This is a genomic window from Paraflavitalea pollutisoli (genome assembly GCF_029360705.1).
GTDB lineage: Bacteria > Bacteroidota > Bacteroidia > Chitinophagales > Chitinophagaceae > Paraflavitalea > Paraflavitalea pollutisoli.
Window position 1 is genome coordinate 3,459,866 of record NZ_JARKMX010000008.1, and the last position, 19,472, is coordinate 3,479,337.

Annotated in this window: 19 protein-coding genes; 9 read left to right on the forward strand and 10 right to left on the reverse strand. The window is 42.4% G+C overall.

Annotated elements, in window-relative coordinates; genetic code table 11:
- The first annotated feature begins 323 nt into the window (after positions 1 to 323).
- From P2W70_RS27615 to arsN2, 7 genes are all read left to right on the forward strand, one after another.
- Positions 324 to 599, forward strand: coding sequence for an ArsR/SmtB family transcription factor (locus P2W70_RS27615; protein ID WP_476704113.1), 276 nt, complete (start codon positions 324 to 326; stop codon positions 597 to 599).
- Between the two features lie 58 nt (positions 600 to 657).
- The gene (locus P2W70_RS27620; protein WP_276484798.1) at positions 658 to 1,503 is read left to right on the forward strand and encodes an arsenite methyltransferase; all 846 of its coding nucleotides are present in this window, start codon (positions 658 to 660) and stop codon (positions 1,501 to 1,503) included.
- The gene (gene arsB / locus P2W70_RS27625; protein WP_276484799.1) at positions 1,476 to 2,609 is read left to right on the forward strand and encodes an ACR3 family arsenite efflux transporter; all 1,134 of its coding nucleotides are present in this window, start codon (positions 1,476 to 1,478) and stop codon (positions 2,607 to 2,609) included. The genes P2W70_RS27620 and arsB overlap by 28 nt, the downstream gene beginning before the upstream one ends.
- 9 nt (positions 2,610 to 2,618) lie before the next feature.
- On the forward strand, positions 2,619 to 3,392 hold the full coding sequence (locus P2W70_RS27630; RefSeq protein WP_276484800.1) for a metallophosphoesterase family protein: 774 nt from the start codon (positions 2,619 to 2,621) through the stop codon (positions 3,390 to 3,392).
- A gap of 9 nt (positions 3,393 to 3,401) precedes the next feature.
- Positions 3,402 to 4,142, forward strand: a complete 741-nt coding sequence (locus tag P2W70_RS27635) for a metallophosphoesterase family protein (protein ID WP_276484801.1) — start codon at positions 3,402 to 3,404, stop codon at positions 4,140 to 4,142.
- A gap of 11 nt (positions 4,143 to 4,153) precedes the next feature.
- The gene (gene gcvH / locus P2W70_RS27640) at positions 4,154 to 4,528 is read left to right on the forward strand and encodes a glycine cleavage system protein GcvH (RefSeq protein WP_276484802.1); all 375 of its coding nucleotides are present in this window, start codon (positions 4,154 to 4,156) and stop codon (positions 4,526 to 4,528) included.
- A 103-nt stretch (positions 4,529 to 4,631) separates the two neighbouring features.
- Positions 4,632 to 5,066: an arsenic resistance N-acetyltransferase ArsN2 gene (gene arsN2 / locus P2W70_RS27645; RefSeq protein WP_276484803.1), complete on the forward strand. Its 435-nt coding sequence runs from the start codon at positions 4,632 to 4,634 to the stop codon at positions 5,064 to 5,066.
- 57 nt (positions 5,067 to 5,123) lie between these two features.
- Here arsN2 and P2W70_RS27650 read toward each other — a convergent pair whose 3' ends face one another.
- The 9 genes from P2W70_RS27650 to P2W70_RS27680 form a co-directional block, all read right to left on the reverse strand.
- On the reverse strand, positions 5,124 to 7,724 hold the full coding sequence (locus P2W70_RS27650) for a TonB-dependent receptor domain-containing protein (RefSeq protein WP_276484804.1): 2,601 nt from the start codon (positions 7,722 to 7,724) through the stop codon (positions 5,124 to 5,126).
- A gap of 67 nt (positions 7,725 to 7,791) precedes the next feature.
- Positions 7,792 to 8,160, reverse strand: a complete 369-nt coding sequence (locus P2W70_RS27655) for a heavy-metal-associated domain-containing protein (RefSeq protein WP_276484805.1) — start codon at positions 8,158 to 8,160, stop codon at positions 7,792 to 7,794.
- Positions 8,161 to 8,252: 92 nt separating this feature from the next.
- Positions 8,253 to 8,639, reverse strand: coding sequence for an HYC_CC_PP family protein (locus P2W70_RS34490; RefSeq protein WP_420832402.1), 387 nt, complete (start codon positions 8,637 to 8,639; stop codon positions 8,253 to 8,255).
- A gap of 112 nt (positions 8,640 to 8,751) precedes the next feature.
- A complete protein-coding gene (locus tag P2W70_RS27660) occupies positions 8,752 to 10,734 on the reverse strand; it encodes a heavy metal translocating P-type ATPase (RefSeq protein WP_276484806.1) in 1,983 nt (660 codons plus the stop codon).
- Positions 10,735 to 10,744: 10 nt separating this feature from the next.
- Positions 10,745 to 11,359 carry a hypothetical protein gene (locus P2W70_RS27665; RefSeq protein WP_276484807.1) on the reverse strand — a complete coding sequence of 205 codons (615 nt, stop codon included), beginning with the start codon at positions 11,357 to 11,359 and terminating at the stop codon, positions 10,745 to 10,747.
- Between the two features lie 59 nt (positions 11,360 to 11,418).
- Positions 11,419 to 13,587, reverse strand: coding sequence for a TonB-dependent receptor (locus P2W70_RS27670; protein ID WP_276484808.1), 2,169 nt, complete (start codon positions 13,585 to 13,587; stop codon positions 11,419 to 11,421).
- A gap of 74 nt (positions 13,588 to 13,661) precedes the next feature.
- The gene (locus tag P2W70_RS34495; RefSeq protein WP_420832403.1) at positions 13,662 to 13,976 is read right to left on the reverse strand and encodes a DUF6660 family protein; all 315 of its coding nucleotides are present in this window, start codon (positions 13,974 to 13,976) and stop codon (positions 13,662 to 13,664) included.
- Positions 13,977 to 14,055: 79 nt separating this feature from the next.
- Positions 14,056 to 14,400: a hypothetical protein gene (locus tag P2W70_RS27675; RefSeq protein WP_276484809.1), complete on the reverse strand. Its 345-nt coding sequence runs from the start codon at positions 14,398 to 14,400 to the stop codon at positions 14,056 to 14,058.
- Positions 14,401 to 14,570: 170 nt separating this feature from the next.
- The gene (locus tag P2W70_RS27680; RefSeq protein ID WP_276484810.1) at positions 14,571 to 14,906 is read right to left on the reverse strand and encodes a YnfA family protein; all 336 of its coding nucleotides are present in this window, start codon (positions 14,904 to 14,906) and stop codon (positions 14,571 to 14,573) included.
- Positions 14,907 to 14,993: 87 nt separating this feature from the next.
- On the opposite strand from P2W70_RS27680, the gene P2W70_RS27685 reads away from it, so the two are divergent.
- Positions 14,994 to 15,401: a MerR family transcriptional regulator gene (locus tag P2W70_RS27685; protein WP_276484811.1), complete on the forward strand. Its 408-nt coding sequence runs from the start codon at positions 14,994 to 14,996 to the stop codon at positions 15,399 to 15,401.
- A gap of 292 nt (positions 15,402 to 15,693) precedes the next feature.
- Entirely contained in the window at positions 15,694 to 17,910 is a 2,217-nt protein-coding gene (locus tag P2W70_RS27690; protein WP_276484812.1) for a histidine kinase dimerization/phosphoacceptor domain -containing protein, read from the forward strand.
- A 58-nt stretch (positions 17,911 to 17,968) separates the two neighbouring features.
- Here the strand turns inward: P2W70_RS27690 and P2W70_RS27695 are convergent, their stop codons facing one another.
- A complete protein-coding gene (locus P2W70_RS27695; protein ID WP_276484813.1) occupies positions 17,969 to 19,135 on the reverse strand; it encodes a TlpA disulfide reductase family protein in 1,167 nt (388 codons plus the stop codon).
- Between the last annotated feature and the right edge of the window lie 337 nt (positions 19,136 to 19,472).

The window sequence follows — 19,472 nt, forward strand, 5'->3', positions numbered from 1 at the left end:
CCCTTTGTATCAGGAGCTGGCGTTTCATTCAGTTTTAGTTTCCAATAATGCAGATCGAGATCAATTGTATACATTTCGTCAAAAAAAAGCATTTTGAAGAAAACATCATACTAAATTTGGATTAGCTTACCTTTTATTCAAGATCCTTTTATCATTTGATCAGTTTAAAGTTCATCCATGATTTGTTTCAATTATCTGATACAATCATTCGTTATGGAAAGAAAAGTTTGGCGGAAGTTTCATACTATCGTAATATTGCGATATAATAGATGGGACTTACAAAATCAGAGATATTCACAGAGAAGCAGAACAAACTGGCTCAAATGATGAAGGCTTTAGCCCACCCGGCCCGGATTGCCATCATTCAGCATTTGGTCAAGACCCAAGCTTGTATTTGTGGTGATCTGGTAGAGGAATTAGGACTGGCTCAGGCCACCATAAGCCAGCACCTGAAGGAACTAAAGAATGCTGGTTTGATACAGGGGACCATTGATGGAACCAGTGTTTGTTATTGTATCAGCCCTAAAGCATGGAACCAATACAAAGTGGCGTTTGATGCTTTTTTTGTGTCCTTCGATAATAAGGATAGCTGTTGCTGATCCTTTTTTTTGCAACACTCTATCGCAATATTGCAATAAACCAATAATAATTTAAGTCATGCAAACGAATGAACAACTTAAAGACTTGGTAAAGCAGAAGTACAGCGAAATCGCCCTACAGGATAAAACAGATAACACCGCATCCTGCTGTGGATCAAGCTGCTGCTCCATCGAGACTGCAAATATCATGACAGACGATTATTCCAACCTGGAAGGCTACAATCCGGATGCGGATTTAGGCTTGGGTTGCGGACTTCCCACCCAATTTGCCAAGATCAAAAAAGGGGACGTAGTAATCGACTTGGGATCAGGAGCTGGCAATGATGCATTTGTTGCCCGTGCAGAAACTGGTGATACTGGTAAGGTGATCGGTATTGACTTTACTCCGGCCATGATCGAGAAAGCCCGGACGAATGCTGAGAAACTGGGCTACCACAATGTAGAGTTTCGCCAAGGGGATATTGAGAACATGCCTGTGTCAGCGAACGTGGCTGATGTGATCGTCAGCAATTGCGTACTTAACCTTGTTCCCAATAAAGACGGCGTTGTCAAAGATATTTACCGGGTATTGAAGCCAGGCGCACATTTCAGCATATCTGATATTGTGCTGGAGGGCAAATTGCCTGCCTCTATTCAACAGGCCGCAGAAATGTATGCCGGTTGTGTCTCAGGTGCTATACAAAAGCAGGTCTACCTGGAACTGATCGAGACAAACGGCTTCACTAATGTTACCATTCAAAAGGAGAAAGCAATCCACATCCCGGACGATATTCTGTCAGGCTATCTTTCAAAAGAAGAAATTGTCCAATTCAGGAATGGCTCAACCGGTATATATAGCATCACCGTATATGCAGAGAAACCAAATGAAAAAACCGCTTGCTGCGCTCCTGGCTGCTGCAACTAACATCATCTATTAACAATAATGAGCCAAAAATGAGCGCAAGCAACTGCAATCCAGCAACAGAAAGGAAGAAGTTAAATTTTCTTGATCGTTATCTAACCTTGTGGATTTTTCTGGCTATGGCAGTCGGGATTGGCTTGGGGTATTTTGTTCCCGCTGTGCCTGGTGTAATTAATTCTTATTCCAGTGGCACCACCAACATTCCCCTGGCAATCGGATTGATCCTCATGATGTATCCACCGTTGGCGAAAGTGAGGTACGAGCAACTTGGGGAAGTATTTAAGAATACCAAGATCCTGGGTACTTCTCTTTTGTTGAATTGGGTGATCGGCCCTATCCTGATGTTCCTGCTGGCCATTTTGTTCTTAAAAGGATCCCCCGAGTATATGATCGGTCTTATTTTGATTGGCCTGGCAAGGTGTATCGCTATGGTTATTGTCTGGAATGAACTGGCCGAAGGCAATAGGGAATATGCTGCTGGGTTGGTTGCCATCAATAGCATTTTTCAGGTAACTTTCTTTAGTGTATATGCCTATGTCTTTATCACCGTTTTGCCGCCGCTTTTTGGTCTTCGAGGATTAGAGGTAGATATCACTATCGGGCAAATTGCCGAAAGCGTTGCCATATACCTGGGAATTCCCTTTGCTGCAGGCGTGCTATCTAGGATCATTTTGATAAAGGCCAAAGGAGATCAATGGTACCAAACGAAGTTTATTCCCTTGATTTCTCCCATCACTCTGATAGCCCTGCTTTTTACAATTGTTGTTATGTTTAGCCTGAAGGGAAAGCTCATTGTCCAAATACCAATGGATGTTATCAGGATAGCAATACCGTTGGTGATTTATTTCGCAATCATGTTCCTGGTTAGTTTCTTCCTAGGCAAAGCATTGGGTGCAGATTATTCCAAAAATGCGTCCATTGCTTTTACGGCAGCAGGCAACAACTTTGAACTGGCCATCGCTGTAGCCATCGGCGTCTTTGGCATCAACAGCGGGCAGGCTTTTGCCGGAGTGATCGGCCCATTGGTGGAAGTTCCGGCCCTAATAGCATTGGTCAACGTTGCATTTTGGCTACGCAAAAAATACTATCCCAACACACAAATAGCCTAACTACTCAATATGAAAATTGCACTATTCTCAGACATTCATGCCAACCTGCCCGCGCTGGAAGCCTTCTTTGCAGATCTCGACACTAAAAAGCCTGATGCAGTGTACTGCCTGGGTGATCTCGTAGGCTATAACATCTGGCCCAATGAAGTGATAAACGCCATCAGGCAGAGAGGTATTCCTACCATTGCTGGTAACTACGATTTTGGTATCGGCAGGACAAGTGATGATTGTGGTTGTGCTTATAAAACAGACGATGAAAAAGCCAACGGGGCTGTTTCCATATCGTTTACCAACCAACTTGTAAAGGACGATGAAAGGAAATACCTGCGTAGCCTGCCAGCTCATATAAAAGTTGAGTTCCAACTGAATAGTGATAAGCTCAATCTATTGCTGGTACATGGTAGCCCCCGGAAGATTAATGAATACCTGTTTGAAGACCGCGAGGAAAAGAGCCTGCTGCGTATTATGCAGGATGCAGATGCTGATATTATGTGTTTTGGCCATACCCATAAGCCATACCACCGGGTATTGGAAATTGACGAATCCAACCATAATCGTTACCGCCATGCTATCAATATAGGCTCAGTTGGTAAGCCGAAAGATGGCGATCAGCGCGGAGGATATGTTTTGCTGCATATCGACGAAACCAGCTCTATTCTGCAAAAGGATTCGATCAAAGTAGAATTTGTCAGATTTACTTATCATGTTGAAAAGGCCGCTAAAGCCGTAGAGGATAGTCTGTTACCGAATGCGTATGCTGAAAGTTTAAGAAAAGGAGTATAAACCACCAACATGAAGATTGTATTATTCTCAGACATACATGCCAATCTGCCTGCTTTTGAAAAGGCATTGAACCTGATTGATCAACTACAGCCTGACGCCATTTATTGCCTGGGAGACCTGGTGGGTTACCATGTCTGGCCCAATGAGGTGATCAACGAAATACGTAAAAGAGGTATACCTACTATTGCAGGCAATCATGATGCAAAGGTAAAAAAGCTATCAGATGCGCAACTGGCGGAACCGGGTAAAAACTATGCGTACAGCCTCATTGGAACTGATGAAAAAAAGTATCTCGCCACTCTTCCTGCTCATATCCGGGTAGAGTATCAATTGAACAATGATTTGCTGACACTGTTGGGGGTGCATGGCAGTCCAGACAGCAATGATGAGTATCTATTGCAGGATAAGGATGAGACTGCCTTTTTAGAAGTTTTCCGGAAATCCAATGCGAATATACTCTGCTTTGGTCATTCCCATAAACCCTACCACAGAGTATTGACAGATCAGGCAGAAGGACAGACCAGGTACAAACATGCTATCAATATTGGCTCTATTGGCAAGCCCAAAGACGGCACACCGAATGGTTGCTTTGCTGTCATTACTATAACTGAGAATACATCAGTCAATGATGCAGACAGCCTGCAAGTCGAGCTGATCCACTTCGAGTATGACGTAGAAAAGGCCGCAAAGGCAATTGAAGATAGCCCGTTATCAAACGAGTTTGCTGACATGCTTAGGAAAGGATACTAAATTAACTGTTTATGGAAACGATACAACGTAAATATTCCCCTGAACATACCTGGATTGAGGTCAATGGCAACATGGGAACTATAGGCATATCGGAATTTGCTCAAAGCGAATTGGGAGAGATTGTTTATATAGACTTACCAATGGTAGGATTAACGTTCCAGCAAAATACGGTGTTCGGCAGTATAGAAGCTCTTAAAACGGTTAGTGATCTTTTTACGCCCGTGTCTGGAAAAGTAGTAGAGATTAATGGAGTATTGAAAAATGAGCCAACTCTTGTTAATACTGCGCCATTTTCAGATGGCTGGTTAATAAAGGTGGAATTGCTGGATATGGCACAGTTAGGCAACCTGCTGTTTGAGGCAGATTATAACAACCGAAACCAGTAATCTGTCCAAAAATAAAGCATCAAAATAACTACCAAGATAGTCATGAAGCACCGGTCAACTACCGGTGTTTTTTGCTATATTAGAAGTAAGCAAATTTCATATTATGCGAATTACTGATGCAACTCAGGATATGCGACAACAGATAGTGTCCCTTTTGCAAGGTGATCATCTTCCAGTGGATGACTTACCAGAAGTGTTGGATAACTTTTTCGTGGCTATTGACCAGGATGCGCCGGTAGGCGTTATTGGCATGGAAACGTACGGTCAATATGGTCTTTTACGGTCAATGGTTGTCCATCCTGAATATAGACGTAATAATATTGCATCAACATTGGTTTCCAGACTGGAGAAGAAAGCGGCTAAGTCGGGAATCGCTGAATTATACCTGCTTACAGAAACCGCATCCGGTTACTTTCAGAAAAAGGGCTTTGAAGTGATTGACCGGAAATCAGTACCTCAACCGATAACTAAATCATCAGAGTTCTCTCACGTTTGCCCAGTAAGCGCCATTGTTATGAAAAAGGATCTAATTAACTAATTTGAAATATCGAATATTTTTTAGTTCTGTCATAGGTTTTATACTTTATAACAAAGGTTACTTTAATTTGAATCTCCATCCGGCATAAAACATTCTACCTGTAATGGGAGCCCATACTAATGATGCATCAAAGTAAGGGCTGAATGGCTGGTCAGCGGCTATAATCGGATCTTTTTGAAAATAATTAGTCAAATTTTCCGCACCTATGTAAAAATCCATCGGGTGTTTTTTGCCAACCGTCTTGCTTACTTGTGTATTCATGAGTATATAATCCGGAGAGTATTGCTGCTTCTGATAAGGGAAAGGATTAGCATCTGTAACTGGTAGCCTTTTTCTGCCATTGTAATTGATGGTATAATCCAGCTTCCATCCATTAATCGAATAAGCCAGGTTGGCAAAAGCCCTGTCTGGAGCTATGAATGGTCTCTGAAGCAGCTTATTGCTATATGTGGTCTTAACGTCATAATACCGATAAGCCAATCTTACATCTACCTTTTTGATCGGCTCGAAGTTTAGTTCAGCCTGAAAACTATTTGAATAAGACTTGCCTTTCAAATTGTAGAACTTTACCTGCCGAACATCTTCAAGATCAACTACGACCTGATCAGTAAAATCGTTCCGATAATAGTCAAGGCTTGCGGTAGCCTCCCGATCAAAAAGCCTTAGTTTTTGATCAATCGTGATGCCTTTATTCCATGCTATTTCTGGATTCAGGCCGTAGGCTTTCCCTGGTTGACCATTAAGAATATTAACTTGCCTCGAACTAACAAAAACACTGCTGTTTTCTGCAAAAATATTCGCAGTTCGTTGCCCTCTTCCAGCACTCACCCGTATGGTAGTACCGGTAACAGGCTCATATCGCACATGCAGCCTGGGTGTTACAAATAGGCCGAACAGGTTGTTGTGATCGACCCGAAAGCCCGCCACAGTACTAAACTTTTCTGAGGGTGTATAGGTATATTCAAAAAAAGCACCAGGAACGACTTCACGGCGTTCATAAGGAGCCTTCCTGAAGTCTTCCTTATACTTATCGTATTGAAAGCTGATACCCGTTCTGAATTTATGTATTGTACTGCTAATAATCGACTGATAGATAAGGTTTGCATACAAACTTTGTTGACTGGCATTGTAGCCAGTCAAACCAAAATATGAATCCTGATGATGACCGAAAGCCGATACCTGTAGGCCAATACTTTTGTAAACCTTTTGTGGAAACACATATCCGATCTTAGCAAAAGCCTCATATCGTTGCGTGTTAATGCCAATCCCATAATGATTGGTAGTAAATTTATCTGTAGACGGATCATAAGATATTGCCCCGCCTGTCTTGTTATCTATCATAGCCTTTATACCGAATTGTGTCAAAAAGCCTTTACCATCATCATATTTCCAACGACTGATGGCGCTGAACAGATTGCCTGTCGGTAGATCCCGAAATCCATCATTATTAAAATCTATTCGCTTATTAGTCCAGAAATCATTGTGTAGTAACAATCCTGTTGACCACTTCTTTCCAATTTTTTTTGAGAGGTTTAGATTCAGGTCTGTTTTTCCAAAGTCATTGACATAAGCATTAGCATAAAGCTGCTCACTATTCTCTGGTTTTTTCAACTCTACATTGATCTGGCCCGCTATGCTTTCATAGCCATTGGCTACTGAGCCTATGCCTTTGGTAAGTTGTATTGATTCAATCCACGGGCCAGCAATAGAGTTTAGTCCCAAAGGCGTGGCAATGCCCCTGGGGCCTGGTAAGTTCTCAACAGTAAGCTGAGTATAATTGCCACTTAAACCAAGCAGTTGAATCTGTTTAGAACCAGTAACTGCATCAGTATAAGATACATCGACCGACGGGTTTGTTTCAAAGCTCTCGCTCAGGTTACAGCAGGCCGCCTTAAACAGTTCTTTTTCCGTCATTACTTGTGTGCGTATAGGATTCAATGCAGACAAGTAGGTAGAACGTTGTTTGGAAGTAACTACCACTTCTTTTAATTGCCTGGAAGAAGCCAGTACAATTTTAAGTTCTTTATTATCAATTACCGTGAGCGTATCCGGGTTAAAACCGGAATAACTAACTGCGAGACGGGAATTTCTCCTGGAACGTACAATGCGAAATACGCCGTTAGTATCAGTCATTGAGCCTCCTACAGTCCCTATCCATGAGACCGTGGCCCCAGGCAAAGGCCGAAAGATGCCTGTTTTATCTGTTTCGAGTACGACCCCTTTGATAACTGAAGAACTCCCGTTTATTAATGTATCTGTCATGGTCTGATTCAATGTGTCGTTAGCCAAATTTCCTTCCATATTTGGCATTTCGCGGTAATAGCAACACTTAGGTAGTTGATTATACGCGACATCTTTTGCCTTTCTTGTTTCAAGATCATGGCCAACTGCCACAATTCGGTTCTGTACTTTCTCAACAGAGGTCTTTCCCGGCAAAAATGTCAAGGTTAATAATTTAGATTCAATATCCCAGGTTGCTGAATGCACGCCTTTACCTTTTGCAGCGTTTTCAATTCTATTTTTGCATTGGTCACAGGCTCCCAATACCTTGAATGTAATAATGCTATCTTTCATCATTCCTTCCGTCGACTGGGCTATACTATCCAATCCGGCAAAAAACAATAACAGTGTAAGAAAATAAATATAATTGGGCTTCATGTTGTAAATGATTATGAAGACACCATTGGGAAGTCATAGTGCCTCCCAATGGTATTTTTGATTGATATTATTGCTTTCTACTGTAATGGCAACAGTCCGGCAAATTACTATAGGCAACGTCCTCAGCTTTATATTTATCTGTGTCATGTCCCACTGCTGCGAGTTTCTTTCCTACACTTTCTACGGTTTCCTTCTTAAATTGATCATACTTGATCGTTAACACTTTGCTGTCTATATTCCAGCTTGCTGTTTGTACTCCTTTGACCAACAATGCTGCTTTTTCAATACGGCTTTTACACATTCCGCACTCCCCATATACTTTAAGGGTTTGAGTTTGAACACGGCTATTGATGTTTTCTTTTCCACTTTGAGCACTTACGGTTTGCATTGCAATGACAGCGCACAGCAATGCAAACAATTTATTTATTGTTTTCATTGTAATAATCTTTGTAGTAAATAGGTGATTTGTTTCTGCTGCTTATGTAAAAGCAGTATGTCAGGCTGGTATTCCTGAATTAGAAGATGGGATCAGATTCGGTAAACGCAGTGCAGGATAAAAAGCGCAATAAGTTGATCCGGAGGTGGGGCATGCGGGGTATTAGCGTTAAATTCAGCCGCTATCAGCAATGGTGGTATGTCTATTGAAAAGCCAGGAGACGAAGCCTCAGTGAAGTGTTTTGCTGGCGTCGTTATTTCATCTGACACAAAGTGACTGTCCTTAACCTTGATGCTTTGATACTTGGTTTTGCAACATCCGTCTTTCTCTCCACCCTTTGCACATTTCTTTGGTGCATTGTCGGATAGGACGAGGGACGTTGATTTCAGCTTGCCACAGCAATAGAACTGCCTGATGCTGATACCTAATGTGGCAACAGTGTAAATAGTTAGCAGTAATATGAGGCATACCTTTTTCATCCTTTACAAAGATATAACTCATTGTCGCAGGCAGGTTACATAATTCAGGATAAAATTTACATAATTTGAACGATCCAACTACTGAATAGTCTATAAATCATAGTATTACATTCTATTTCGCCAGTTTCATCTGCTGAACCCTAACTGCATTAAGGATAGCTAATAAAGCAACGCCGACATCTGCAATGACCGCTTCCCATAAGCTGGCAACACCACCAGCACCTAAAATCAACACAATTACCTTTACCGTCATAGCCAATGTTATGTTTTGCCAAACGATACTTCTCGTTATTTTTCCCGCCTTAATGGCTGCAACAATTTTGGAAGGCTGGTCATTTTGGATAACAATATCTGCGGTTTCAATAGTGGCATCACTACCCAGGCCACCCATTGCAATTCCCGCATCTGCGAGTGCAACAACTGGTGCGTCATTTACACCATCACCTACAAAGGCAATATGCTTTCCCTTGTTTTTTAAGGACTGTACCTGCTCCACCTTATTTTCTGGCAAAAGATCTCCGTAGGCATTGTCAATGCCGAGTTCGTCAGCTACTTTCGAGACAACAGCTTGTTTGTCTCCTGATAACATCACTGTCAGAATACCCAGCTGATGCAATTCTTCTATAGTATTCTTTGCATCTTCTTTTATTTCATCAGCTATAGTAATGTAGCCTCTGTAGGTATCCTCTACCGCTACAACTACTACCGTATCTACCAGTTTATCCAGCTCAACCGGATATGGAATATTGAACTTTTTCAGCAGCTTTGTATTCCCGGCCAGCACATTTTTATTATCAATCATCCCCTTCAGGCCATGCCCGGCTATTTCTTCTACATTCTCCACTCTTGTATTTCCGGCAGCGACGCCTGCATATTCTACTACCGCTTTCGCAATAGGGTGGGTGGAATTGCTTTCAATGGCCGCTGTGATCTTCAGCAGCTCATCTTTTTCAACACCATTTGTCACCACTTCCTGAACTTTAAAAACTCCTTTGGTAAGTGTGCCGGTCTTGTCCATTACGACGGCATTCACTTTGGTGATCACATCCAGGAAGTTAGAACCTTTAAACAGAATACCATTTCTGGAAGCCAGCCCTATGCCTCCAAAATATCCGAGAGGAATAGATACCACCAATGCGCAGGGACAACTAATGACAAGAAATACCAATGCGCGGTAAAACCAAACATTGAAATCGTAGGCATCCACAAAGAAATAAGGGATCAAGCAAACGGCTACAGCCAAAGCAAAGACTATAGGAGTATAGATCCTCGCAAATCGGCTGATGAATAACTGAGTTTGCGATTTACGGGCAGTTGCATCCTGCACCATTTCCAATATCTTGCTCAGTTTACTGTCTTTAAAAAGAGCTTTCACCTTAATTTCTGAAACTGTGTCGAGGTTTATCATGCCGGCCAATACCTGCTCGCCCTTTCGTTTGGTATCAGGCTTACTTTCTCCGGTCAGCGCCGCCGTGTTGAAGGTGGCCTTGTCCGATTGTAATTCACCGTCCAGGGCTACTTTTTCCCCTGCCTTTACCTGTATGATTTCATCCTTCTGTATTTTGGTGGGGTGAATGACGGATGCAACCCCATTTCGCAACACCGTCACTTCATCAGGACGTATATCCAGAAGGGCCTTTATGCTCCGCTTCGCTTTGTTAACGGCAGTATCCTGGAACCATTCGCCAATCGAATAAAATACCATTACCGCAACGCCTTCGCTATAGGAGCCAATGCAAAAAGCGCCAATAGTAGCAACACTCATCAAAAAGAACTCGTTGAAAAAATCCAGTCTTTTTGCCTTACGAAATGCCAGATTCAATACATTGTATCCTGCCAGAAGGTAGGCTGCGGCATAGATGATCAGATCAAAAGGAAAACCTGGCTTATAGGAAAAGCCATATTCCAGCACCAGCATGACCAATAATATAGCCAGCGAAGAAAGTAAAGGCCAGTGTGATTGCCAACTATCAGAATCACCTTGCTCATGATCATGGGCTTCTTCTTCCTGATGATCATGTCCTGGAGCTATACTATCGTTTGCGGTCTGCTTTAATGGTTGTTGTTCGTCAGTATTACAGCATTCTTTTGCCATATAATAAGTTTTATGAAATAAAGAATGATATGATTCCAGTTGAAATCAATATCAATCCTGTAATGATGCCAGCATTGTGTTCCCATTTATGCCAGTTTAATTTCAATAACCCTTTGTATGCAATTCGTATCCATATAAGCATCCCTGCAATGGAAATAACGGAATACATAGCAGCTACGCCTGCCAATATCCACCAGCTTTTCGAGCCTGCCAGTAAAAAGTATGCTTCTATCTCCAGGCATGGAGATAAGAACATTGCGACTACCAAAGCAAGAATAATGGAGGGTTTCGTTTTCTTTTTAATTTCTTTTGTATGTAAATGGAAGTGATGATGGGTGTAGTGCTGCCTTATGAAATACAGGCCCATCAAAATCAGTATCGAGGGGGCTATGATTCGAGTATAGTGCTCAATATGTACAGAGAGTTCCTTTCCGATAAGACCTAATAGAATCCCAATAATTACAGTGCTAATCACATGCGCCATCCCGGCCAACAGTGTGACCCTGCTCGTTTCTGCAAAATCCCAGCCTTCCTTTCTGCCGATAGCGAGAATAGGTAACCAGTGATTAGGAATCACAGCGTGTAATAAACTGATCAGGATACTGCCTGCAATGATATTATACATCAGTTGTTTTCATAAGTAAACAAAGTGGCAATGCTGTTTGCGTTGCCACTTTGCACTGTTTAAAGTTTCAGCTTTATACCACCATTCACGACAAAGCCATCCAGGGGAGCATATATATCCCGGAATACCGGATTGGTAACTGTTCCTGTATAGATGGTATCGAACCTCGTCTGCCTGGTGTCTGTGAAGTTTTCAAAATTCACAAATAGGGAAAAATGTTCCCATATTTTCTCTGCCATAAAGCCACAGGTCCAGTATGACTTGCCAGTTTTGCTGTCGTTCAGCGTCTGTTTGCTATAGTAATACCCTTCCAGACCAATTTTCCAGCTATCTTCCAGCTCATACATCAGCACATTGTTCAGGCGATGTTTAGCAGTCAATGGATTCGTTTTCTTTATGCCGCCCTGTTCAAGTCGTGCATCTGTGAACGTATAACCCACAAATAGCTTAAAATCACCGTAGGTCAGCTTCAGGTTGGTCTCCCATCCTTTCGTATCAACAAGTCCATCACCATTTACGAGCTGATAGGTATTGACGCCTGCATTCTGCAACAACAACGGGTTGTTGATGCGAGTATAGAAAAAAAGCTGGTTAACGCTTACACCTACCGCGTCAAACAGTTTTATGCGGTAGTTGAAGTCAAGGTTAACGCCATAGGATTTTTCCAGTTCATTCAGGTCGGCATTGATTGGCAGCACTGACCTGAACTGGATACGCTCAGTCTCCTCAGTGAAGATAGTCGGGGTTTTATAACCCAGTCCACCGCCTATACGTGAGCTGAACTTTGGAGTGATCTTAAATAGGGCAGACACCCTCGGCAACAATACAAAGCCGTAGTCTACGATGTAGTCGCCACGCAGACCGGCTTCCGTTTGTAGCCATTTTGCAGCCTGCCAGGTGTTCTGTACAAAACCACCGATCGTATTCTGTGTGTAATTGCGCTTGGAGAAGTTGTCTTTTGGATACTCGGTGAAAGCATCAGAATAGTAGTTTATACCACCCACCCAATCCATCTTATTACCGTTTTTGTTGTAGGCTATTTCCGAATAGGTCGACCATTGTTTACCATCAAATACATAACCGGGAATAGTAATAACCCGGTTAAAATTATTGACAGAGTTCTTGACCGTAATACTGCTGTTTTCGTTGAATTGATGGTCAAGACTGAACTGTGTAGACACCCGGTTACTCTTGTTTTTTTCAAAATAGCTGTGAACATTGTCCTCTTTGCCCTTGATATATTGAATATCACCACCAGTACGGTTTTCCCAAACTGTGTTTACGCCGATATTCATTGTTGTTTTGGGTGTAAAGTAAAAAAATAGCTTTGGGTTAAATACGTAACGCTCGGTCTTAGGTATGGCTGTAAACCCTGTATTGGATGGATCGTATGGCTTGCTGCTGTTACGCGAGGCAAACAAGGTTACACCTACTTTCTTGAACTTTTGACCATAGAACCCATTCACATCGAGGCCCCCGGCAGATGTACCATTCACCAGGAAACGCAGGTCTCTATCCTCTGTAGGTTTCAGGGAGATCAGATTGACCAGTCCGGCGATAGCACCACCTCCATATAAAGTAGAGCCTGAGCCCTTGATTACCTCCACCTGTTTAAGATCAAGGGGAGGCGTTTGCAGCAACCCTAAACCACCAGAAAAACCGGCATATAATGGAAAGCCGTCTTTCAGTATCTGCGTATATCGTCCGTCCAATCCCTGTATTCTGATACTGGAATTGGCGGAAGTCGCGGAAACCTGCTGTGTCTGGATGCCGGTGCTTTCATTCAGCATCATCCGGATGTCACCTGGTTTCATATTGCCCTTTTCTTCAAGCTCCTCACCTCCAATCAATTCGACCCGTGTAGGAATATTCTGAATCGTCCTGGTGCTACGGGTAGACTGTACCACGACTTCTTCCATTTCTTCCCCTTCGTGTTCTAATAAAACGATCAGCGTGTCGACAGGCCGGGGGAACTTAATTGTTTCAGTATGCTCTTCATAACCTGTATGGCTGAATACAATCTTTGCTTCACCGGTAGGGATATTGTCTAAAATGGCAATGCCATTAACATTAGAAGCAACGCCTGCTTTGGAACCTGCCAACTGCACAGATGCACCCGTCAGCGGCTCTTTAGAATCTGCATCTTTAATGATTGCTATCAAACTATGTTGAGCTACGCTGAATTTTGCAAGGCATAGCAATACCAGTAAGCCTAAAACTTTTCTCATTTCCTTGAATAATGATGACAAAATGGACACTAAAGATACCTGTAGTGTAGTGTAATAGAAAGAATGTTAAGGTATTAGGCTGATTTGGGAGGCTGCCATACTGAAGTAGGATAGTCGGCAGTAGACTGTATAGTATAACAGAATTGCAACTTGACTATTGGCTGAACGGCTTTTACTATTGGGATGGTTGTTGAAGGCATAACAACCGCATGGCAGGCACCACAGGCAAAAAATGGGGAGCAGGGGCAGGCTGGTTTATGGTCTGCATCCTGGGAGTGTTTGTTTTGCGACTGCGCTATTTCCTCCATACAGCAATCATCTTCGGCGCTACAAGCCACACCGGACAAGACAAGAATGTATACGGAAAACAGGAAAACGAGCACCTTCATTGCTGCAAATATAACATAGAATACTTTAAAACCGACCCACTGGCTGCCCCCGGCTTAAAAGAACCCTTCTGAACCAGCGCTACATATCCAGCTCTGTTGTGATGAAGTCTTTGACGCCTTGCTCACCAGTAATGGTAAGCCACGCTGTAGAACCGTCCCCCTTGACCGACAGGCCAAACTCGAAGAAATCACAGCACTGCCTTTCGGTTTTAATAAACATGGTCAATTCGTCGATCACACTGTCTGTACCCTTGAACTTGTACGAGAAGCCATTGGACAACTCTTTGCGTTCCACTATTTGCTTTTTGAGGCTGGCGATGACAGTGGCCTTTCTTTGCCGGAGTTCCAGGCTGGTGAGCTTGCAGGTCATTTCTTTTTTCTTGCATGCATCACCGCATCCGTCTTTCTGAGGGGTACTATTCATGACTTTTGTGGTTGGTGACTGGCAACAGCCAACATAAGGCGTCAGGCAAAGTGCCAAATAAAGTAGTCTTTTCATTGATAAGAAGTCTTGTTTATCCAAAAGTAGACCGTGGAGTATAGGCCACGGTGGCTGGAAAATGGCTACTTTATTTTGGCAAGATGTCCGGCAGCCTATTTCCGGGGAGCAAAAAATATCAGATAAGCCCCAAGAAGGCAAATCACTGCGCCTATGATGTCATAGGTGTCTGGTCTTATCTTATCTACCTTCCATCCCCACCACACGGCCATAATGATGAATATACCGCCATACGCAGCATAGACGCGGCCAAAATTAGCAGGCTGCAGGGTGGCAATAATCCCATACAAGGCCAGGAATATCAAGCCAACAGCTCCAATCCACCAGGGTTTGTTTTCCCGCAGCCATAGCCATACCATGTACCCGCCACCAATTTCACATATGCCAGCCAGAAGAAATACCAATACTGTCTTCAGAATCACCATTTTCATCAATTTACCCGGTTAATAATCAGACACAAATGTAAACCCTGGAGTATAGTCCACGGTGTATATTTGCTGTAACATAACTTTTGAAGTATGCTGATCGGAGAATTATCCAGGAAAAGCGGATTAACGCGGGACACCATCCGGTTTTACGAGAAGCAGGGCTTGATTACCCTGGGACGAAGAGAACGCCGGGTCAACAACTATAAGGAATATCCGGATAGTGTGTTAAGGCGGCTGATGCTGCTGAAGAAGATCAAGTCCTACGGCTTTACCCTAAATGAATCGGCAGAGATCGTTGCTCTGATCGAGGCTAACCTGGCGTCCTGCGAAAGGGTGAGCAAAGCGGCAGATGAAAAGATAGCTACCATAGAGGCCAAGATTCAGGAACTGCAGGCCATTAAGTCACTGCTCAGATCAAGTGTCGACGCCTGCCTGAGCGGCTGCTGCAGGCCGAAAGAGGATGACAATTGCCAGCTATTTCAAATAAACAAGCAATAGCATATAAATATTTTATTACCTTTAACATGTTAATGTGTGCGAAAGCACATAAAAGTGAACGATAGTGGCACGTTTTCATAAACTATTGATAATGGTGCCACACAAAAGACACAAATTTGACCTAACGGCGTATAAATCATTTGCTTAGGATTCCAGTCCTGGGCACGCTGAAAAAGCCTCAACGAAAGTTGAGGCTTTTTTCGTTTGGGGGACCGGCATCGCAGCAAGGTGCTGACAGATCCGGTTTTTCTGCTACTTTATACTTACATTCTGATTTGAAATATCGGGAGATATGAAAAAGTATATTTTTTCCCTGCTGCTTGTTGTCGCCGGTTTATCCAGCCAATCGCAAAACATAAGGAGGATTACGATGATGATGCAGGAGCTTGCCCACAGCAAAGCGGACACCGACAGGGTAGCCATCCAATTGAGGATAGCTGGATATTACATGAATACAAATCCAACACCCCAATTTTTAGACAGCGCCGCCTTCTTTCACGAACAAGCGCGTCAGCTAAGCATCAAACTGCAGCACCCCGGCTTAGAATATAAAGTACTGGAGCAGGTAGCCCACCGCTTTTTCCGTGCCCGCGATTCGGCTCGCACCCGCCAAACTTTCAATCAGTTAATAGCCTGGTATCATCAGTCCCGTCAATTTGCGCATGAGGCGAGGATGTGGCATCAATTAGCCGAACGATATGGCCATTATGAAGACAGCCAATATCTAAACGAAACGATCAGTTATTTTCAGCGAGCCCGTTCAATATACCTACAAATTAATCAGCCGATAGAAGCAGCCAACGAATTGGCTGAAATTGCTCACCGGCGGATATTTTTCAAACAGTTTGATGTGGCTGAAAAAGAATTGCAGCAGGTATTGAACCAATTCAAGGCATCCGGTTACAATAAGTTGCAACTAACGTTTCGATACCTGTATGAGCTGCACAACAACAAAGGCAACTATTACCGCGCAGCGGCTTACCTTATGGAAGCGATCAAAAACATGAGCGTGGATGGAGATTCGTTACAAGGTCCCGCATATTACATGCTTGTTGCAGAATGTAATACTGCTGTCAAAAAATATGATGAGGCTATTACGTGGCTGCGAAAGGCATCCATTGTCAATCCATCATACACCACATTGAAATTGCTGGTGGCCCAAAATCTCCTGGCCTTAAACCGGATAGAGGAAGCAAGGCTGACACTGAACGATGTAAGCACTGAACAAAGTAAACAATTCTATGTAGACAGTCTGGCCCTGAACTGGACACTGGCTCTTTATTATAAAGCTATAAAAAATCCGGACAAGGCCATCCGGCATTACCTGAAGGCAAAAGGAATTATTGACAACACTTTTTATGGTGAATACGAGGACATCACCTGGTATGTCAAGTGCAACAATGGCATCGCAGAAGCTTACTTGAAAGCAAATGAGCCGGCAAAGGCTGAAACATACCTTCGTAACGCTGCTTTTATCTTTAAAACCTCAAAAACGTCCATTGACCCGGCCCTGCTGGCGGAGTATTACGGACATCTGTACAAATACGATGTTGCCACCGGCGATCATGCTGCTGCAGTAAAAAACCTGGAGCACCAGGTCAAAATACAGGATTCTCTTTTTACCGCGGATAAAGACAAACAGCTGGCAGAACTGAACATACAATATGAAACTGCGCAAAAGGAACAATCCATTATGACCCTCCAGAGCCAGGGCGCGGCGCGGCAGGCGCAAATGGAAAAAACCACGCTGGAAAGAAATTTCACCATTGCAGGGATCTTGGTTATGATTATAGTCAGTTTGCTGTTTTACAGGAACTACCAGCAAAAGAAAGCAGCCAACGCCGTTATCAGTCAGAAGAACGCATTGCTTGAACGGCTGGTCACCGAAAAAGAATGGCTTTTGAAAGAAGTGCACCACCGTGTAAAAAACAACCTGCACACGATCATCAACCTTATGCAATCGCAAGCCCTTTACCTCCAGGATAACGCACTGGAAGCCAATCAGATTAGTAAGAACCGGATCTATGCCATGTCGCTCATTCACCAGCAATTGTACAGAAATGAAAATGTAAAAAGCATTCGTATGAGTGTTTTCCTTGCTGAGCTGCTTGAACATCTCCGGGAAAGCTTTGGCACAGAAAGAAGAATCCTTTTTTATCATAACATTTCGCCTGTTCAATTGGGAATTTCACAGGCTATACCCATTGCACTGATCGTCAATGAAAGTGTTACGAACGCCATCAAATATGCTTTTCCCCATGAGCGGTCTGGCAATATCAATATCAACCTGCACCAAACTGATGACAGGATCACCCTGGTCATTGCAGATGACGGCATAGGGATAGACCCGGAAATCATCAATAAAGAAACCAATTCTCTGGGCATGAAACTACTGAAGGGGCTTACCAAAGAAATTGACGGAAACATCACTATTACCAATGAAAATGGCACCACGATCACGATTGGCTTTGATGCCGATCCATTGAATGAGCTCAGCGCCATTTCCTGAAATGGTTAGGAAATAAACCCACAAAGTATCCCTCCGGTGAAAGCGGCAGAACTGGCAGTTACTTGGTCAAACTATTTAATGTTTGCGCTAGCTGGGTTAGCTGAGCGTCATTGTGCTGAAGTATATAGCTGTCATAAACTGTTTTGCCCTCTTTATTAATAACACAAATTCGCGGAACTGGGTAACTCCCATATTTATTCACTAAGTCTATATTGTTGTAAATATTGATCCAATTCATGTCATATTTCTTTGTTGCTTTGACAAAGTCATTTTGATTTGCTGATTTGGAAGCAATGGAGATTATTTGTAGATCTTCTTGATTAAATCGAGTAATAAGATCCTTAAGTATGGGGAGTTCCTCCATACATGGTGAGCACCATGTGGCCCAGAAGTGTAACAGAACATTTTTTTTGCCTAAAAATTGTGAAAGTACTACGGTATTACCACTTATATCTTTAGCAGTAAAATCAATAAAATGTTCTTCCCTTTGATTGGGTATCCTTGCATAAAGAAAATCTTTAACAAAGTTCCCTTCATCACTATATTTAAAACTATCTGGAAAAATATCGGTGAAAATCTTTAACAATGAATCCGAAGGTATCCCGGATTTGGCAATGTCGGATCTGAAGCTATAAAACGAATAGTAGGAATTTGGATACTTTGTAATATACTCAAGTTTTTTTCTCGCCCGAGCTTTTCGCAGAACATTAAAATAGTAATGCTTAACTTCATTATCATTTCCGGAAAATATTTTATCCCAGTTTTTATCTTCATATTCCTGAACTTGTCTTCCATTGGCCGAATCATAATTTGCCATTTCTTGTTGTTCACGTTTGAAATCTTGAACATTTCGAAGGGAATAGTTTTCTATCGGAGAATCCATAGCATCAGTCGGAAGAAATTTTATTTTTGCTGGCTTTTCTTTTAAAAATAACCAACTCCCAAAAACCTTTGCTGCCGAGGTAGTATCTTTTTTATATTGGAGATTTATTGCCGCATAAATTGAATAGTAATCCCCACTTAGAAATGCTTTATTTCCTGATTGTAGTTGAACCTTTATCTTTTCAAGAGTCTTTCCGTTATCTACATACACCTCCAAATTTTCCGCCCTAAGTTCATTGGGAAAAGTAATTGTTAAAGCGAATTTTTTCTGAGCCAAAATTGTCAACATAGGAAAACTTATTACACATAAAAAGACCCTTTTTAATAAAATTCTTGCTATCATATTTAAACAAACTTTTTACTTCCTATGCTGTAAGGCGTTGAAATATTCTAATTATTCTAAAAACTCTATGTAAAAATCACGAGTCTACTTAAATCCGCTCCAGTTACAAAAACCTGAAGCGATTAACTTTCGTCTTGACATATAATCGATTTATTAACTACTACCGCTAACGGTAACTCGAATATAGGGAGAATAATGAAAATGAGAAGAAAACAAATGTAAATTTTAAAATTGACCCGGAAATCATCAATAAAGAAACCAATTCTCTGGGCATGAAACTACTGAAGGGGCTTACCAAAGAAATTGACGGAAACATCACTATTACCAATGAAAATGG

Excerpts from the sequence above, each read along its gene's own strand:
- gcvH (WP_276484802.1), top strand. The coding sequence starts at position 4,154 with ATGGAAACGATACAACGTAAATATTCCCCTGAACATACCTGGATTGAG.
- P2W70_RS27620 (WP_276484798.1), top strand. The coding sequence starts at position 658 with ATGCAAACGAATGAACAACTTAAAGACTTGGTAAAGCAGAAGTACAGC.
- P2W70_RS27630 (WP_276484800.1), top strand. The coding sequence starts at position 2,619 with ATGAAAATTGCACTATTCTCAGACATTCATGCCAACCTGCCCGCGCTG.
- P2W70_RS27635 (WP_276484801.1), top strand. The coding sequence starts at position 3,402 with ATGAAGATTGTATTATTCTCAGACATACATGCCAATCTGCCTGCTTTT.
- P2W70_RS27680 (WP_276484810.1), bottom strand. The coding sequence starts at position 14,906 with ATGAAAATGGTGATTCTGAAGACAGTATTGGTATTTCTTCTGGCTGGC.
- P2W70_RS34490 (WP_420832402.1), bottom strand. The coding sequence starts at position 8,639 with ATGAAAAAGGTATGCCTCATATTACTGCTAACTATTTACACTGTTGCC.
- P2W70_RS27650 (WP_276484804.1), bottom strand. The coding sequence starts at position 7,724 with ATGAAGCCCAATTATATTTATTTTCTTACACTGTTATTGTTTTTTGCC.
- P2W70_RS27655 (WP_276484805.1), bottom strand. The coding sequence starts at position 8,160 with ATGAAAACAATAAATAAATTGTTTGCATTGCTGTGCGCTGTCATTGCA.
- P2W70_RS27660 (WP_276484806.1), bottom strand. The coding sequence starts at position 10,734 with ATGGCAAAAGAATGCTGTAATACTGACGAACAACAACCATTAAAGCAG.
- P2W70_RS34495 (WP_420832403.1), bottom strand. The coding sequence starts at position 13,976 with ATGAAGGTGCTCGTTTTCCTGTTTTCCGTATACATTCTTGTCTTGTCC.
- P2W70_RS27615 (WP_476704113.1), top strand. The coding sequence starts at position 324 with ATGATGAAGGCTTTAGCCCACCCGGCCCGGATTGCCATCATTCAGCAT.
- P2W70_RS27690 (WP_276484812.1), top strand. The coding sequence starts at position 15,694 with ATGAAAAAGTATATTTTTTCCCTGCTGCTTGTTGTCGCCGGTTTATCC.
- P2W70_RS27695 (WP_276484813.1), bottom strand. The coding sequence starts at position 19,135 with ATGATAGCAAGAATTTTATTAAAAAGGGTCTTTTTATGTGTAATAAGT.
- P2W70_RS27670 (WP_276484808.1), bottom strand. The coding sequence starts at position 13,587 with ATGAGAAAAGTTTTAGGCTTACTGGTATTGCTATGCCTTGCAAAATTC.
- P2W70_RS27685 (WP_276484811.1), top strand. The coding sequence starts at position 14,994 with ATGCTGATCGGAGAATTATCCAGGAAAAGCGGATTAACGCGGGACACC.
- P2W70_RS27675 (WP_276484809.1), bottom strand. The coding sequence starts at position 14,400 with ATGAATAGTACCCCTCAGAAAGACGGATGCGGTGATGCATGCAAGAAA.
- P2W70_RS27665 (WP_276484807.1), bottom strand. The coding sequence starts at position 11,359 with ATGTATAATATCATTGCAGGCAGTATCCTGATCAGTTTATTACACGCT.
- arsN2 (WP_276484803.1), top strand. The coding sequence starts at position 4,632 with ATGCGAATTACTGATGCAACTCAGGATATGCGACAACAGATAGTGTCC.